Source organism: Sphingomonas kyeonggiensis (genome assembly GCF_030812785.1).
Taxonomy (GTDB): Bacteria; Pseudomonadota; Alphaproteobacteria; order Sphingomonadales; family Sphingomonadaceae; genus Sphingomonas; species Sphingomonas kyeonggiensis_B.
Window position 1 is genome coordinate 345,911 of record NZ_JAUSTJ010000001.1, and the last position, 16,121, is coordinate 362,031.

The following is a 16,121-nucleotide window of genomic DNA, read 5'->3' on the forward strand; positions in this document are numbered from 1 at the left end:
TGTCCGTAGTGACAATCATGAAAGGGGATTAAGATGCGGAAGCTTGCCGTAACTCTGGCACTCGCGACGACCGCGCTCAGCACGCCCGCCCTCGCTCGCGACGATGCGTGGTATGTGGGTGTCGAAGGCGGCGTGATGCTCGTCGAGGACATCAAGTTCGACGTCGGCGCAGCCACCGATGCCGCGACCGTGCACCACAAGGCTGGCTGGGATGCCGATGCCACCGTCGGTTACGACTTCGGTCCGTTCCGTGCGGAAGCCGAGGTTGGCTATCGTTCGGCTTCGGTCAACCGCCTCACCAGCACCGTGACCCAGCCGGTCCGCACCTCGACCGGTGCGGCTGCCAATGCGCCTGCGGGCGACTACAGCTATGCCGGTGGCCGTTCGTCGGCGCTCAGCTTCATGGTCAACGGCCTGCTCGACTTCGGTGAAGACACCGGCGTGCAGGGCTTTGTCGGCGGCGGCGTTGGCGTTGCTCGCGTCAAGAGCAAGGTTGGCCTGAACACCTTCGCCGACTCGCTCGACGATTCGGACACGGTCTTCGCCTGGCAGGCGATCGCGGGCATCCGCGCTCCGCTGTCGGACTCGATCGACGTGTCGCTGAAGTATCGCTTCTTCAACGCCGACAATGTGAAGCTCACCGACGCTGCGGGTCGCGTGTGGGACGGTCGTTTCCGTTCGCACTCGATCCTGGGTGGCCTGACCTTCAACTTCGGCGCTCCGGAAGCGCCGGCCCCCGCTCCGACTCCGACGCCGGAGCCCACTCCGACGCCGACCTGGACTCCGACTCCGGAACCGACCCCGACGCCGACCGTCGTCTGCACCCCGGGACCGTACATCGTGTTCTTCGACTGGGATAAGTCGGACATCACGCCGGAAGCCGCGAGCATCCTCGACAACGCCATCAGCAACTACCAGAACTGCGGTAACGCGCAGGTCATGCTGGCCGGCCACGCCGACCGCTCGGGTTCGGCCAGCTACAACGTTGGTCTCTCGCAGCGTCGTGCCGACTCGGTGAAGGCTTACCTGACCGCCCGTGGCATCGGTGCCGGCGCGATCTCGACCGAAGCCTTCGGTGAGAGCAAGCCGCGCGTCGAGACCGCCGACGGCGTCCGCGAGCTGCAGAACCGCCGCGTGGAAGTCACCTACGGTCCGGGTTCGGGCAACTAAGCCAGACCCGTCCGCAAGGACTGAGAATTGGGGAGGTCGGGAAACCGGCCTCCCTTTTTCTTTGGCTGCTTTTCGCCCTGGCGGTTGCACCGGATCTGACCAAGCGCCTAGCAATCCGAGATGGCCGAGCTGGCACCCCTTTCGCTCGATCGCGATGGCGCAGAGCATTTGCCTGGCGCAGCGCTTGCGGCGCTGGAAAGGCTCAAGGCCGCGCTTGCCAACCTGCCCGCCCATCGCCCCGGATCACGCCTGTACGGGGTCTCCGGTCTGGATACCCTGCTCGCCGCAAAAGGTGTCATCGGACAAATCGCGGCTGATCGCATAGGCGTCCATGCCCAGCCCGTCCGCGCCATCCTGTTCGACAAGAGCGACCGCACCAATTGGGCGCTGGGCTGGCACCAAGATCGCACGATCGCCGTGGCCGCCCGCCGCGACGTGCCCGGCTTTGGCCCCTGGACCGTCAAGCATGGCATGCAGCACGTGGCGCCACCCTTCGCCCTGCTCGCCGGAATGCTGACATTGCGGGTCCATCTCGACCCGGTCCCGGCCGACAATGCCCCCTTGCTGATAGCGCCCGGATCGCACCGGACGCTGGTTGCGGAGAACGAGATCGAGCAGGCGGTGGCCAGCCATGGCGTCCATGTCTGCCTCGCCGATGCGGGAGATGTCTGGGTCTATGCAACGCCGATCCTACATGCATCGGACGCAGCCGCCCAGCCGGCCCGCCGGCGCGTGCTGCAGATCGACTATGCCGCAACCCGCCCTGCCGGGCGGACTCGACTGGCTGGGGATCTAGCCGCCTTCCGCGCGCAGCGCCTCGGCCAGCCACTCCGGCACCAGCGCATCCCCGAGCGCCTCGACCCGGCGCAACTCCACCATCAACCCGAGATCCGGATAGCTGGCCCGGGTGCGGTCGCCCGGCTCGCCGAGCGGCGCCACGACCAGCCGGCGATTGACCTTGGCGCGATAATGCATCCGCGCGGTATTCTCCTGGCCGACATAGCAACCCTTGGTGAAGCTGACACCACCGAGCTCGGCAGCGTTGCATTCGAGCCACAGTGTCTTGTCCTGGCCCAGTTCCTCCACGCCCTCGGCGACGCCCAGACGCAAACGATGCGCGCGCCAGGCCGTCGCTACTCCCCCTGAAGCCTCTCCCAGCCAGCGATAGCCGAGCGCCGCGAGTCGCGGATCGGAAACGCCTCGCCCGGGCTCGGGCGACCAGTGGACGCCACCCTCCACCGCTTCGATCGTGATAGCGCGGCGCAGCCGATAAAGGGTCAGGCGCCGGACCAGCGCCTCGCGCTGCGCGGCTTCGCAATCGACGAGGACCGAATCGCCATCCGCCCAGAGCAGGAAATCGAACAGCGCCTTGCCTTGGGGGGTGAGCAGCGCGGCCCATTGCGGCGTTTCCGCAGTGACCAGGGCGAGATCCTGTGTCACCAGGCCCTGGAGAAATCCCCGAACGTCTTCGCCTGATATGCGGATCAGGGCGCGGTCATCTAGCCAGGTGCTGGTATCGCTCATCCCGAACAGGTAGGGGGTGGCCGGGGGCGACGGAAGAGGCGCGGTTATGAATGTCGATCTGAAGCTCAAAGGCGGGCGCGTGCATCTGCCCTCTGGTCCGGCCGAAACCGATATCGGCATCCGGGACGGACGCATCGTCGCAATCGGCGGCACGCTGGAAGCAGGCGAGACGATCGACTGCACCGGACTCGACGTGCTGCCCGGCGTGATCGACAGCCAGGTCCATTTCCGCGAGCCGGGCCTCGAAGCCAAGGAAGACCTGGAGAGCGGCGCGCGTGCTGCCGTGCTCGGCGGCGTGACCGCGGTGTTCGAGATGCCGAACACCAAGCCCAATACCGATTCGGCCGAGGCGGTGCAGGACAAGCTTGCCCGGGCCAAGGATCGCATGTGGTGCGACCACGCCTTCTATGTCGGCGCGACCAACAACAATGCCGAGCATCTTGCCGAGCTCGAGCGGCTGCCGGGCACCGCGGGCGTGAAGATCTTCATGGGCGCCTCGACCGGCGACCTGCTGGTCTCCGACGATGCGAACCTGGCGCGCGTGCTCGCCTCGGGCCATCGCCGCGTCGCGATCCATGCCGAGGACGAGTTCCGCATGCAGGACCGGCTGGGCGAGCGCGTACCTGGCGACCCTTCCAGTCACCCGGTGTGGCGCGACGACGAAAGCGCGATGCTGGCGACCCGCCGCATCCTGGGCTTGGCGCGGGCGGCGCGGCGGCGGATCCATGTCCTTCACATCACTACGCCGGCCGAGCTGGAAGTGCTGGGGCAGAACAAGGACATCGCGACCTGCGAAGTCACCCCGCAGCACCTCACGCTGGCCGGCGAGGAAGCCTATCCCACGATCGGCACCTTCGCGCAGATGAACCCGCCGATCCGCTCGGCGGCGCACCGCGCCGGGCTGTGGCACTGGCTCAACCAGGGCGTGCCCGATGTGCTCGGCTCCGATCACGCGCCGCACACCCGCGAGGAAAAGGCCAAGCCCTATCCCGACAGCCCCAGCGGCATGCCCGGCGTGCAGACGCTGCTGCCGCTGATGCTCAACCATGTCGCCGAGGGCCGCACCACGCTACAGCGGGTGATCGACCTGACCAGCGCGGGGCCGCAGCGCATCTTCGGCATCGCCGGCAAGGGCCGCATCGCGGTGGGCTATGACGCGGACTTCACCGTGGTCGACCTCAAGGCGCGCTGGACGATCGAGGAGAGCTGGCTCGCCTCGCGTTGCGGCTGGTCGCCCTTCACCGGCATGCAGCTTACCGGCAAGCCGATCGGCACGATCGTGCGCGGGCACCGGGTGATGTGGGAGGCCGAGCTGGCCAACCGGGCAGTCGGCCGGCCGGTGCGCTTCGAGGCGGTCGAGTTCGGGTGAGGACGGTATCGCGTACCGATCGCGCGTCGCGCCTGATCAAGGCGCCGGCGAGCCAAATCTATCGCGCCTTTATCGACGCCGAAGCACTGGTGTGCTGGCTGCCGCCCGAGGGGATGACCGGCGAGATGCTGGAATTCGATGCGCGGCCGGGTGGCGGCTATCGCATGGCGCTGCGCTATGACGAAGCCGGGCATGACGCACCGGGCAAAACTTCGGAACATGAAGATGTGGTCGAGGTGCGCTTCACCGCGCTGAACCCGGGCCGGGGCATCGTCCAGTCTGCAGTGTTCGATGCGGAGGATCCGGCCTTTGCCGGCACGATGCGCATGACCTGGACGCTCGAGCCGGCAGAGGGCGGCACGCGGGTGGCCATCGCCTGCGAGGACGTGCCGCAGGGCATCCGCAAGCAGGATCACCTCCAGGGACTGAAGTCCTCGCTGGCCAATCTCGCCAGCTTCGTCGGCGGCTAGGCGGGAATCGCGGCGGCCCAGGCCTCGGCTTCGTCCTCGCGCCGGGCATGGACGAGCGGCGGCTCGGCGGTGGCGCCGGCCGGATCGACCTCGATGCTCGCATCGTAGAGGAAGGTCGCGTTGCCGCGGATGGTGACCATGCCGGCGGCATCGGACGATCCCATCACCAGCCCGCCCTTGTTGAACACCTTCATCACCGTGCCGAAGGGCACGCGCCCGGTGCGCCCGGCGGCATAGACCGAGGAGGCCATGGCGCTGCCGCAGCTGTCGGTCAGCCCGACGCCGCGCTCATAAGTGCGCACGAACAGGTCCTGGCCACGCAGCTCGACGAAGGAGACGTTGGCGCGCGCCGGGATCAGGTCCGGACCCGCCTCGCACCAGTCGCCCAGCGCGACCAGTTCGGCCTCGTCAACCGATTCAACGAATGTGACGAGATGCGGGTTGGGCATCGCGATCGCGGTGAAGGTGCGCGGGCTCGGCAGGCCGGGAATGGCGGCTTCGATGATCTCTTCCGCATCGATGCGCAGGCCGACATCGGCGGTGCGGATCGAGGCCGGGCCGGCGGTCTCGCGGATCGTCACCACGCCCGGCGCGAGCGGCTCGGCGCGGGCGACTTCGGCGCTGCTGGTCTTCAGCCGCACGCGGGCATGGTCGATCCCGAGCAGCTCGAAGCCCAACCGCGCGGTGCAGCGCAGGCCGTTGAGGCAGGTCTCCGCCTCCGATCCGTCCGAATTGAACATGCGCATGCCGAAATCATGCCCGGCATCGTCGCCCGCGGTGAGCAGCAACAGACCGTCGCCGCCCACCGGCCCGGCACGGTCGGCGAGCGCGCGGGCCACGCCGGCCCAGTCCGCGTCGGACAGGTCGAGCGTGCGCGCATCGATCAGGGGGAAGTCGTTCCCCGAGCCATGGCATTTGATGAAGGCGAACCGCATGGCGCCCATCTAGGCGCATGCGGCCCGGCTGGCTAGCCGGCGGCGACCGCTTCGCGCGACACCGCACCGCCCATCGCATCGACCGCCGCCTTGTCGCGCGCGATGATCGTGGCGAAGCTCGGCCGCGCATGCATCGCCGCGACCCAGGCCGCGAGCCGCGGATAGGTGGCCGGATCCACCGTCACGCCGATGCAGCCCAAGGTCGCGAGCGGGCTCGCCACGGCGATGTCGGCAAGCGTCAGCCGATCCTCGACCAGATAACCGCTCTCGGGGATCGCGCCCTCAAGATAGGCCAGGATCGGCGGCATCAGGTCGCGCTCGGCGGCGTCGGCCGCATCATGGTCGCACTCCATCTTGAGCACGCGCGGGCGCACGAAGCGCTGGCCGAAGATCGCCCCGCCGGCGGCCATCATGATGGTGTCGGCGAGCTCGTCGAACCAGATCGTCCGGGCCCGGGCGCGCGGCTCGGTCGGGATCAGGCTGGGCTCGGGATATTTGGCGTCGAGGTAGGCGACGATCGCCGAACTGTCGGAGATCAGGAAATCCCCGTCCTTGAAGCCGGGCATCTTGCCGAACGGGCTCGCGGCGACGAAATCCGGGCTGCCGCGGCCCATGCCGGCGGCCTGCAATTCGAGATCCAGGCCCTTTTCGGCGCCGAACACCATGACCTTTCGCACATAAGGCGAAAGCGTCGAACCAAACACGATCATGCCAACCTCTCCTAGGCTTTGGCAAAAGGCTATCCGATCGATTGCACGGGGCAACCGGGTTGTGCGCGACAGGTGCGCTCCACTGTGCGAAGACGAAGCGAGTGATTGCTCTCACGCTCCTTCTCGCACTGGGCGCGGCTGCGGCCTTTTATATCGTGCTGCGGCGCGTGGCCTTTCTGGAACAAGAACTGCGCCGTGTCGAATCGCTGATCGTCGCGCGCGACATGGAAGTACGTGAAGCGCCGATTCACCGAACCGAGTCCGAGGCTGCGCCGGTCCGGATGCCCGAAGCGCCCGCGCGCGTCGCCGAATTGCCAGAGGTGGAGGTGGAGGTGGAGGCCGAACCGGCCCGTCCGCACATCCCCGAACCGCGCGCCATGCCGGAGTTCAGCCTCGAGACGCTGATCGGCGGGCGGCTGCCGATCTGGATCGGCGGCGCGGCGCTGGTGCTCGCGGGCTTCTTCCTCGTCCGCTACTCGATCGAGAGCGGGCTGCTCGGCCCATCGACACGCACGCTGCTCGCGGCGCTGTTCGGCGTGGCCCTGATTGCGGGGAGCGAAGCCACTCGGCGGCTTCCCGCAACCGCGGACGATCCGAGGGTTGCCCAGGCACTGGCCGGGGCGGGCATCGCCAGCCTCTACGGCACGCTCTACATGGCCGCCGCGCTCTATCATCTGATCACGCCGCTCACTGCCTTCCTGCTCGTGCTGGTCGTGACCGGCGGGGCGCTCGCCCTGGCGCTGCGCCATGGCCCTCCCACCGCGGTGATGGCGCTAGTCGGCGGGTTCGCCGCGCCGCTGGTCGCGGGCTTCGACGCTGCCGGTATCGGCCCGCTGCTGGTCTATCTCGCGCTGTTCACCGCAGCCCTGTTCGGCCTGGCGATCCATCGAGGCTGGGCCTGGCTGGCGCTCGCCGCCTGCGTGTCCGGCTTTGCCTGGATCAACTTCCTGATCGCGATGCTGGTCGCACGCGAGGGGGACCTCTCCGCGGTCGGCGCCTTCACCATGCTGCTCGCCATCGGGGCCAGCGCAGCCCTGCCCGCCACCGGCGCCCATAGCCGCTGGCTGCGCATCGCGCCGCTGATCGCCGGCTGCCTCCAGCTGGCGATACTCGCCCCGGCGCTCGACTTTGGCTGGCTCGCCTGGAGCTTCTACCTGATCCTAGCCGCAGCCGCGCTGTTCCTCGCCTGGCGCGATACCGTTTATCTTCCCGGGGCGCTTGCCGCACTCGTCCTGCTGCTGATGCTGGAGACGCTGGCGCTCGCGCCGCCCGATACCGGCTTCACTCCGGTTGCCGCGATTCTCGCGACCCTGATCTTCGCCCTCCCCGGCCATGTCCTTGCCCGTCGTCACCCGATCTGGGCGACGATTGCGCTGCTGGGCACGGCAGGCCCCTTGCTGGCTGCACATCTGCGTGCCCCGGACCTGCTACCAGCCGTCCAATGGGGGCTCGCCGAGTTGGCCGCAGCCGCCATTGCCTTCAGCCTCGCCTGGCGGACCCGTGCCGAGCCCGCCCATCCGATGCTCGTGCCCGCAACGGCGCTGGCGGCATTTCTGGCGGGGCTGGGCCTCGGCCAGTTCGTACCGGGTGACTGGCTGTCCCTGCCGCTCGCCCTGGTAGCCGCAGCCCTGGCATGGTGGGCGCGCAAAATTCGCACGCCCCTGCTCTACACGCTGCCTGCCTATCCGCTCGCCGCCGCGCTGGTGGCCGGAGCGCTGCCACTGGGCGCCCTCAGCGAACTGGTGCTCGCGTCGCTCTCCGGCGAACGCCTCACCTATCCGCTGGTCCCCGACCTTTTCGAGCTGCTGCGCGAGTTGGCCCTCCCGACCGCGCTTGCCATTGCGCTGCTGTTCGACCCCGCCCAGTTCGGCCGGGTCCGGCGTGCTGTATCGCTCGTCGCAATCGCACTGGCCATTCTGCTGCTCTATGCGATCGCCAAGCAGCTTCTTGCGATCTCCACCCTGCCCCGCTTCCTCGCCTGGGGTTTCCTCGAACGCGCCCTGCTCACCCAGGCCTTTCTCGCCGCCGGCTGGTGGCTGGTCCGCCGGGGCAAGGCCGTGGTGCTCGGCCATGCGCTGCTCGCGCTCGGCCTGTTCCGGATCCTCTGGTTCGACCTTTTCCTTCTCACGCCGCTGGTGGAGCCACAGCTGGTCGGCCCGCTGCCGCTTCTCAACGTGGTGGTGGCGCACCTCGCGCTGGCCAGTTTCTGGCTGTGGACCCTGCCCCCGCGCTGGCGCGTCGGCGCGGCCCTGCTCGCGCTTCTCGCCGTGCTGGCGACGGTGCGCCAGGCGACGCATGGAAGCCTGCTCACCGGCCCGATCGGCACGGCCGAGAATGGCGGATACAGCGCCGCGATGCTGGCCCTGGCGCTGTTCTGGCTGTGGCGCGGCATCACCACCGGCGCGCGCGACCTGCGCATCTTCGGCCTCGCGCTGCTGACCGGCGTCACCTTCAAGGTATTCCTGATCGACGCCGCCGCGCTCGACGGACTGCTGCGCATCCTCTCCTTCCTCGGGCTCGGCCTCGCCCTGATCGGGATCGGCTGGGCCTATGGCCGCTTCGTCGGCAAGGGCAGCGCGGCGGAGGCCGAGCCGGTCATCTGAGCCCGTAGAAATCGGCGACCCGGTCGAGCGCGAAGCACAGCACCAGCTTGCCCGCGCGGCTCGGCCAGCCCAGCGCCTTCTCCGCCGGCCCCAGCCCCTCCCCCGCGCAGACCACACGCCACAGGATATCGGCCAGACCCGGCCCCGCCGCCGCGACCGCGCCATCGAACCGCCGGCGCGCAGCGAGCTGCGCCAGCGTCGGATCGAGCCGTTCCGACACGCCGCCCGGCGTCCGCGCCGCCGGCGAGACATCCCAGCGCATCGTCACGCGCGGCCCCAGCGCCGCGGTCTCGTAATCGCCGCGCAGCCTCTCCCCCGCATCGAGCTGACGCAGGCTGACATGGCCCCGCGACGCCAGCCAGGCCATCGGCGATTCGGCCAGGTTCACCGTGACGCTGCGCCGCACCCCGTCCAGATCCTCGATCGTCCGCTCGACCAGCTCCCGCATCTTCGATCTCCTTTTGTTCCGATTCGGAATGCTTGCCATGTCGGCTCGATTGTAGGAAAGGGGGAAACCGATCTGGTTAGAGAGATAGTCGCATGATCACCGCCATACGCGAGGTACGCCGGGCCAAGGGGCTCACGCTGGAGGAAGTCGCCGAGCGCTGCGTCCCGCCGACCACGGCGCAGACGATCGGACGGCTGGAGATGGGCACGCGCACCGTCTCGGTGGGGTGGCTCAACCGCATCGCCGCGGCGCTGGGCGTGGATGCCGCCGACCTGGTCAAGCTGCCCGAGCGCCCCGAGATCCCGGTCGCGGCACTGCTGGAGAGCAGCGGCGCGCAGGCACCGACCCGGACCGCCGTGGTGGTGCCGCCGCACGCCGAGCCTGGGATGGTCGCGGTCAGCGTGGTGGCCGGGATCGGCGACTATCGTGCAGGCGACGAGATATGGTGCCGCATGCTCGCGCCCGAGGGCTTTGCCGGCGCGCTCAACCGCGACGTGCTGGTGCCCCGCCCCGCCGGCCGATTCCTGTTCGGCCGGCTGATCGGACGCGAGGGAGACAGGCTCCATCTGCTCCCGCTCGGCCAGGGCGCCCGCCAGCAGGTGGTCGCCGATCCCCCTTGGATCGCGGAGGCGATCCGCCTCGTCCGCCCCCTCTGAATCACCTTGCGGAGTGCCGCGGACAGGCGCAGTCTGCCGGGCAAAAGCAGGAGGGGCATACCATGCTGAAACTGGGTTTGGCGGCAGCTGCCGCAATCGCCGTCGCGGCACCCGCAATGGCCGATGACTGGGATTTCGTACTGATCAACAACAGCGGCAAGCCGATCAAGACGGTCGAGCTCGCGCCGACGGGCACCACCACCTGGCAGCCCAACAAGGTCGATCCCGAGTTCAAGAAGGAAGACGCGACGGTAAAGCCGGGCGGCCGGATGACCGTCCATTTCGACAAGGGCGCCACCTGCAAATATGACGTGAAGCTCAGCTTCGCCGACAGCAGCAGCGGCGTGTGGACCGGCATCAACGTCTGCGACAATTCCTATGTCACGGTGAAGTACAACGCCGCAGGCGCGCCCGCCTTCACCGCGAACTGAACGCCCCGGCTGCGCCGCAGCCGGAGGATCGACCAATGGCGGAGCGCCGCGGCATGCGGTGCGCCGCCATTTTCGTCTGCACGAAGCCCGGCGCCCGTCCCCAGATCAGCACCGGATCGGCCCAAAGCATCCGAGTCGAAGCCTTTCGAATCGGAAAATAGGTCCAAGATGGAAGAGTAGATAAGATATCCACCATTAATTGGAGTCGACTGACCGGTCTTCTAAAGTTATCCACAGATTATCGAGTCGCCTTAGATATCATGGCCGCCACCGGGTCGCGGCTGCTTCACAAGTACATTGCCAGTTCCGGAAGATGCCCAGCATCCTTCCGCGTTCACATGCTCGACCGCCCGGAATCTCCCGGCGCGGAAGGGTCAGTGCTGTCGGGTGAACAGGGGTGGACACGCTCGAGACCAGGCTGCTGGGCGATAGTGATGCGATGGTGCGGCTGCGCACCATCGTTCCCAAGATCGCGCGCAGCGATGCGCCGACGCTGATCACCGGCTCCACTGGAACCGGCAAGGAGCATTGCGCCCGCACCATCCATGCCCTGAGCGAGCGCCAGGACGCGCCCTTCGTCGCGATCAATTGCGGCGCCATTCCCGACAGCCTGTTCGAGGCCGAGCTGTTCGGCTTCGAGCGCGGCAGCTTCACCGGCGCGGTGCGCAGCCAGACCGGCAAGGCCGTGGTCGCCGGCGCCGGCGGCACCCTGTTCCTCGACGAGGTGGGCGAGCTCTCGCCGTTCAGCCAGGTCAAGCTGCTGCGCCTGCTTGAGGAGAAGGAAGTGCAGCCGATCGGGCGCGAGAAGCCGGTGAAGGTCGATCTGCGGGTGATCGCGGCGACCAATCGCGATGTCGAGCGCCAGGTCGAGGAAGGAAGCTTCCGCGCCGATCTCTATTACCGGCTCAACGTCGCCCGCGTCACCCTGCCCGACCTGGCCGAGCGCGCCGAGGACATATTGCTCTACCTCCGGCACTTCATCGAATCGTTCAACTGCCGGCGCGGCTGCACGGTGGCGGCGCCCGATGCCGAGCTGATCGACGTGCTGCTCCACTATGACTGGCCCGGCAACATCCGCGAGGTGCGCAACTTCGTCGAGGCGATCTTCATCGATCCCCCGCGCGGCGCGATCCGGATGGACCATATCCCCGATGCGTTCGTGCGGCTGCAGCGCAGCTTCGACGCTTCGGGCAAGGACGAGCGCGCCCGCATCCGCGCCGCGCTCGACCGCACCGACTGGAACCGCGCCGAGGCCGCACGCGCGCTCAGCTGGTCGCGGATGACGCTGTACCGCAAGATGACCAAGTACGAGATGACCCGCGGCGGCCCGGAAGGCCCCGAGGAGTATCCCGCGTTGTAACAGTCCGGCGTAACATCGATACGCCCCGTTCGCCGTAGTGTTACGTGGTTATACCTAGGCCATCTAGCTAAACTACTGTTATCCCGGCATTTCACAAGCTGGCACAGCGCTTGCTCCGTATCCGGCAGGAGGCATGCCGGATGAATCAGGGCAGCTTGGCAGATGTGGATACGGAGGCGGCGATGCGCAGCGACGCGCCCCGCGCCCCTGCCAGCTACGTCAATTATTTCGAGCTGGGCCAGAACCCCTTCGAATTCCTGATCGACCTCGGCCAATATTATCCCAGCGGCAATGAAGGCGTGGGCGCGATCGGCATCCACACCCGGCTGGTGCTCACCCCGCCCTATGCCAAGATGCTGTCCGAGCTGCTCGCCCGCTCGGTGCAGGAGCATGAGCGCGAGAACGGGTCGATCGTGCAGATCGGCCAGGACAGCTCCCCCTTCGACATCGTCCTCTCCTCGCTCGGCGACTTCGAGGAACGCGCCCGCGCACTGCGCGCGCCGCGTCCGCCATCCGATTCCGCTCCCGGCGACGATGCCGGCCGCAAATCCCCTTCCAGCAACGACAGGTGATCCATGACTGCTCAGATCCGCCCAAACCGCATGGAGGTCAGCGATCGTTTCCCGATGCTGGGATTCGCCGTTCGCGTCGATCAGCCCAATGTCGACGCGCAGGTGGTGCTGGCGACCGACGTCGCCCTGTTCGATCCGGGCAGCAGGCAGCACCGCACCGCCGCCAATTTCTATTGCAGCGACGAGCAGGGGCGGCTCACCGTGCCGCGCGGGGACGGCGTGTTCGTCGTGCCGCCGGAGGTGCTGGCGCGCTTCATCGGCAACAGCCGGCTCTATTTCGGCCTCGCCACCGGCAATGCCGGCACGCGCGAGCTGAGCGTCGCCGCGCTGCCGCGTGAGGGCAGCCCCTATGTCGCGCTCAACGGCTTCAGCGGGCGGAGCCTGCGCCGCAGCTACACCGCCGCACGCACCGCGCCGGTACTCGAATGGGCCGGCGACGTCCCGCAGCCGGGCAGCCGGCCCGCCGCACCGGCCAGCCCCGCGCCGGCCGGCGCATCGCCCGCCCCCGCCGCGCCCGGCGGCAACGGCACCTATGACGACGGCTTCGGACCGATGCCCGATATCCCGGCGAAGAGCGCCGGCCTCTCCCGGGCGCAATCCGCGCGCGGCAATGTCGCGCTGACCATGGCGTCGGGACTGAGCGCGAACGACGCGCTCGCCTGGATCATGGAGAAGGTCCGCGCCGCCGCGGCAGTCGCTGGCAGCGACGTCAATCCGCCGAGCCTCTACCGGTTCGGCGCGGCGAGCAGCACCTTCATCGCCGCCTGGCAGGCCGGGTTCGGGATCACCGGGCTGATCAACCCGCTCAACGCCTTCCTCGCGGCGTTGCCTCAGCTCGCGGTGCGCAGCGGCGTCACCCTGTCGATCGGGCCGTCGCTCGACACGCCGGTGTTCGGCGGCGGGGTCGGCGCGGTCTTCGCACCCGACGGGCAGGCGGCTTTGTTCGGCACCGCCGATTCGAATTTCGACGCCCAGGGCATCGGCGACTTCATCGAGCATCTGAAGCTGGCGCTCCAGGCCAAGTTCAAGCTCGGCTACAATGCCGGCGGGATCGACGGTTTCGCCAGCCTCCGCAAGGTCGCCGCGATCAATGTCGGCGAGGAGCTGGTGGTCGGCGCCGAGCTCTGGCTCAACGGTGCCAATCAGGGGATCGGCGGCGCGGTGTCGATCGGCGCGGGCTTCGCGCTGCAGTTCGGCCAGGAAGAGGCCGCCTATGTGCCGCCGAGCCTGCCCGGCACCGGCGCGCGCGATCGCGCCACCCGTATCGGCGGCCAGTTCGCCAGCCGGATCGGCGAGGCGCTCGACCTCGGCCTGGCCGAGGCGACGCTCAACCCGCTGTTCGAGAAGCTCGAAGGCTCGGTCCGGCCCGTGCCGCTCGCCTATTCCCGCGCCCAGTCCGTCGGCCGCAGCATCAACTGGGACGGGATCGACTGGATCGCCCAGCCGAACGACAATGCCTGCTGGGCCACCACGCTGGCGATGCTGATCGGCTGGAAGGATCAGAAATGCTATGAGCCGGCGACGATCGCCCAGCGCTGCGGCCGCGACATCAATTCGCGCCTGCCCTGGGCCGAGCGTGCCGCCACCGCCGCCGCGCTCGGCCTCGGGACGGTCCAGCCGCAATGCTACACGCCCGAGGGCTTCTTCAGCCTGATCGAGCGCCACGGCCCGCTCTATGTCGGCAAGATCATGTCCGACACGATCAACTCGGGCCATGCCGTGCTCGTCGTCGGCATGTACGAGGATGGCGGCCAATATTATGTCCGCATCGTCGATCCCTGGGATCGCCCCGTCGGCACGCCGGGCAACCCCGGCGCCTATCCCGACACCCATGAGCGCGGCAGCCGCTACATCATGCGCTACGAGGATTTCGCGCATGAGTACGAGATGGCGGCAGCGGGCACCCCATCCTACGTCCAGATCATCTATGCCGGCATCCCCGCCGGCCGCCAGCCCAACACCGGCACCAGCGCCCCCGCGGGCTTCGCTATGGCGGCGCCGCGCACCAGCAGCGCGATGTCGGCCCCCGACTGGTCGATCAACTGGGACGGCGTCCAGCTGGTCGCCCAGCCCACCGACAATGGCTGCTGGGCGACGACCATCGCGATGATGCTCGGCTGGCGCGACGAGCGCAGCATCACGCCGCAGTCGATCGCGCAGCGCGCCGGCAACGATATCGAGCAGGGCCTGCCCTGGGACGATCATGCCGCCGCAGCAGCCCGGCTCGGCCTCACCGCGCATCCGCCGCAATGCTATTCGACCGACGGCTTCGCTCAGCTGATCCAGAACAACGGCCCGCTCTACGTCAGCAAGATGGCGACCTCGAGCGGCCTGTCGGGCCATGCCGTGCTGGTCGTCGGCATGTATTCGAGCGGCGGGCAATATTTCGTCCGCATCGCCGATCCCTGGGATCGCCCGGTCGGCACGCCCGGCAAGCCCGGCGCCTATCCGGACAGCCATGATCACGGCAGCCGCTACATCATGCGCTACGAGGCGTTCCAGGCCGAATATGAGATGGCCGCATCGGGCAGCAACCCGGTCAACGTGCAGATCCTGAGCGCCGGGGTCCCCGCCGGCCGCCAGATCAACAGCGGCACCACGCCGCCGGCCGGCTATGCGATGGCCGCGCCGCGCACCAGCAGCGCGATGTCCGCGCCCGACTGGTCGATCAACTGGGACAATGTCCAGCTGGTCGCCCAGCCCACCGACAATGGCTGCTGGGCGACGACCATCGCGATGATGCTCGGCTGGCGCGAGCAGCAGAGCATCACCCCTGAATCGATCGGCGCGCGCTGCGGCAGGAGCATCGAGAATATCCTGCCCTGGGTCGATCATGCCGCCACCGCGGTCCAGCTCGGCCTCACCGCGCACGCCCCGCAATGCTATTCGACCGACGGCTTCGCCCAGCTGATCGAGAACAACGGCCCGCTCTATGTCGGCAAGATGGCCAGCTCGGCCGATCGCTCGGGCCATGCCGTGCTGGTCGTCGGCATGTATTCGAGTGGCGGGCAATATTATGTCCGCGTCGCCGATCCCTGGGACCGGCCGGTCGGCACGCCGGGCAATCCCGGCCGCCACACGGCGACGCACAATCATGGCAGCCGCTACATCCTGCGCTACGAGGACTTCCAGTCCGAGTATGAGATGGCGGCGACCGGCACGCCTGCCAATGTCCAGATCTTCAGCGCCGGCGTGCCCGCCGGACGCCAGATCAACCGCAGCACGACCGCGCCGGCGGGCTATGCCATGGGGGCGACGGGCACGCTGCCCGAGCCGCCAGTCGCCCGCAGCCGCGCGCTCGATATCGGCGCGGCGGCGACGATCGCCGGGACGGTGATCCAGATCATCGCCAGCAACAGCGGCGACATCCGGACAAACCTGTCCGCCTGGGCCGGCACCAAGCATCCGAACGATGTGGCCCCCGCCACGAGCGCCAGGTTCCAGAATGGCGAGATCGCCCTGCGCGACTGGCCGGTGCTCGGCGCCACCTTCGGAATCGACGACATCTATTGCTGGCTGAAGATCCGCTGGCAGTACAACGGCACATCGATCAGCCATGTCTATATCGACGATGACGGCCATGACGATGCGCTCGACTGGGGCCTCACCGTCAATGCGACGATCGAGGACGATTCGCGGCTCTATCCCCGCAGCTCCCAGGCGACCCTGCCCGGCGCTGCCGAGGTGCCGGCGCTGCACGTCAACATCACCTATACGTTCGACAACACGGTGGCCGACGACCATGTCGCCAATACCCGCGTCACGCTCTACGCCGACGGCACCCACGACATTTCCAGCCGCTGGGTACAGCATGCGCGGCCCGGCGGCGGCACGCCGACCAACCGCGCCCGCCCGCTTGCCCTGGCGTGATCC

Annotated in this window: 13 protein-coding genes and 1 pseudogene; 10 read left to right on the top strand and 4 right to left on the bottom strand. The window is 68.3% G+C overall.

Features of this window, described 5'->3' with window-relative positions; all coding sequences use genetic code 11:
* Positions 1–33 precede the first annotated feature (33 nt).
* Both J2W22_RS01695 and J2W22_RS01700 read left to right on the top strand, forming a co-directional pair.
* Positions 34–1,170 (top strand): OmpA family protein, encoded by a 1,137-nt coding sequence (locus J2W22_RS01695; protein WP_307116535.1) that lies wholly within the window; start codon positions 34–36, stop codon positions 1,168–1,170.
* A gap of 120 nt (positions 1,171–1,290) precedes the next feature.
* Positions 1,291–1,842: pseudogene (locus J2W22_RS01700) on the top strand (phytanoyl-CoA dioxygenase family protein); the annotation flags it as partial.
* Positions 1,843–1,962: 120 nt separating this feature from the next.
* On the opposite strand, the gene ygfZ reads toward J2W22_RS01700, so the two are convergent.
* Positions 1,963–2,694 (bottom strand): CAF17-like 4Fe-4S cluster assembly/insertion protein YgfZ, encoded by a 732-nt coding sequence (gene ygfZ / locus J2W22_RS01705; RefSeq protein WP_307116536.1) that lies wholly within the window; start codon positions 2,692–2,694, stop codon positions 1,963–1,965.
* Positions 2,695–2,740: 46 nt separating this feature from the next.
* Between ygfZ and J2W22_RS01710 the strand changes: the two genes are divergently transcribed.
* On the top strand, positions 2,741–4,063 hold the full coding sequence (locus J2W22_RS01710) for a dihydroorotase (protein ID WP_307116537.1): 1,323 nt from the start codon (positions 2,741–2,743) through the stop codon (positions 4,061–4,063).
* Positions 4,060–4,533, top strand: coding sequence for an SRPBCC family protein (locus J2W22_RS01715; RefSeq protein WP_307116538.1), 474 nt, complete (start codon positions 4,060–4,062; stop codon positions 4,531–4,533). Before J2W22_RS01710 ends, J2W22_RS01715 begins: the two co-directional genes overlap by 4 nt.
* Here J2W22_RS01715 and dapF read toward each other — a convergent pair.
* Both dapF and J2W22_RS01725 read right to left on the bottom strand, forming a co-directional pair.
* On the bottom strand, positions 4,530–5,468 hold the full coding sequence (gene dapF / locus J2W22_RS01720) for a diaminopimelate epimerase (RefSeq protein ID WP_307116539.1): 939 nt from the start codon (positions 5,466–5,468) through the stop codon (positions 4,530–4,532). The genes J2W22_RS01715 and dapF overlap by 4 nt on opposite strands.
* A gap of 32 nt (positions 5,469–5,500) precedes the next feature.
* Positions 5,501–6,178, bottom strand: coding sequence for a glutathione S-transferase family protein (locus tag J2W22_RS01725; protein ID WP_307116540.1), 678 nt, complete (start codon positions 6,176–6,178; stop codon positions 5,501–5,503).
* Positions 6,179–6,279: 101 nt separating this feature from the next.
* Between J2W22_RS01725 and J2W22_RS01730 the strand changes: the two genes are divergently transcribed.
* Positions 6,280–8,781, top strand: a complete 2,502-nt coding sequence (locus tag J2W22_RS01730) for a DUF2339 domain-containing protein (protein WP_307116541.1) — start codon at positions 6,280–6,282, stop codon at positions 8,779–8,781.
* Here the strand turns inward: J2W22_RS01730 and J2W22_RS01735 are convergent.
* A complete protein-coding gene (locus tag J2W22_RS01735) occupies positions 8,774–9,229 on the bottom strand; it encodes a DUF6456 domain-containing protein (protein WP_307116542.1) in 456 nt (151 codons plus the stop codon). The two genes, J2W22_RS01730 and J2W22_RS01735, sit on opposite strands and share 8 nt — an antisense overlap.
* A 92-nt stretch (positions 9,230–9,321) precedes the next feature.
* On the opposite strand from J2W22_RS01735, the gene J2W22_RS01740 reads away from it, so the two are divergent.
* The 5 genes from J2W22_RS01740 to J2W22_RS01760 all read left to right on the top strand — a co-directional run bounded on the left by J2W22_RS01740 (position 9,322) and on the right by J2W22_RS01760 (position 16,118).
* Positions 9,322–9,885, top strand: a complete 564-nt coding sequence (locus J2W22_RS01740; protein ID WP_307116543.1) for a helix-turn-helix domain-containing protein — start codon at positions 9,322–9,324, stop codon at positions 9,883–9,885.
* Between the two features lie 62 nt (positions 9,886–9,947).
* A complete protein-coding gene (locus J2W22_RS01745) occupies positions 9,948–10,316 on the top strand; it encodes a hypothetical protein (RefSeq protein ID WP_307116544.1) in 369 nt (122 codons plus the stop codon).
* A 397-nt stretch (positions 10,317–10,713) separates the two neighbouring features.
* Positions 10,714–11,676 (top strand): sigma-54 interaction domain-containing protein, encoded by a 963-nt coding sequence (locus J2W22_RS01750; RefSeq protein ID WP_307116545.1) that lies wholly within the window; start codon positions 10,714–10,716, stop codon positions 11,674–11,676.
* A 182-nt stretch (positions 11,677–11,858) separates the two neighbouring features.
* Positions 11,859–12,248, top strand: coding sequence for a DUF3467 domain-containing protein (locus J2W22_RS01755; protein ID WP_307116546.1), 390 nt, complete (start codon positions 11,859–11,861; stop codon positions 12,246–12,248).
* 3 nt (positions 12,249–12,251) lie between these two features.
* On the top strand, positions 12,252–16,118 hold the full coding sequence (locus J2W22_RS01760; protein WP_307116547.1) for a papain-like cysteine protease family protein: 3,867 nt from the start codon (positions 12,252–12,254) through the stop codon (positions 16,116–16,118).
* Positions 16,119–16,121: the final 3 nt, after the last annotated feature.

Coding starts and splice junctions, on each gene's coding strand:
- J2W22_RS01755 (WP_307116546.1), top strand. CDS start 11,859: ATGCGCAGCGACGCGCCCCGCGCCCCTGCCAGCTACGTCAATTATTTC.
- J2W22_RS01695 (WP_307116535.1), top strand. CDS start 34: ATGCGGAAGCTTGCCGTAACTCTGGCACTCGCGACGACCGCGCTCAGC.
- J2W22_RS01740 (WP_307116543.1), top strand. CDS start 9,322: ATGATCACCGCCATACGCGAGGTACGCCGGGCCAAGGGGCTCACGCTG.
- J2W22_RS01710 (WP_307116537.1), top strand. CDS start 2,741: ATGAATGTCGATCTGAAGCTCAAAGGCGGGCGCGTGCATCTGCCCTCT.
- J2W22_RS01725 (WP_307116540.1), bottom strand. CDS start 6,178: ATGATCGTGTTTGGTTCGACGCTTTCGCCTTATGTGCGAAAGGTCATG.
- J2W22_RS01760 (WP_307116547.1), top strand. CDS start 12,252: ATGACTGCTCAGATCCGCCCAAACCGCATGGAGGTCAGCGATCGTTTC.
- J2W22_RS01745 (WP_307116544.1), top strand. CDS start 9,948: ATGCTGAAACTGGGTTTGGCGGCAGCTGCCGCAATCGCCGTCGCGGCA.
- dapF (WP_307116539.1), bottom strand. CDS start 5,468: ATGCGGTTCGCCTTCATCAAATGCCATGGCTCGGGGAACGACTTCCCC.
- ygfZ (WP_307116536.1), bottom strand. CDS start 2,694: ATGAGCGATACCAGCACCTGGCTAGATGACCGCGCCCTGATCCGCATA.
- J2W22_RS01735 (WP_307116542.1), bottom strand. CDS start 9,229: ATGCGGGAGCTGGTCGAGCGGACGATCGAGGATCTGGACGGGGTGCGG.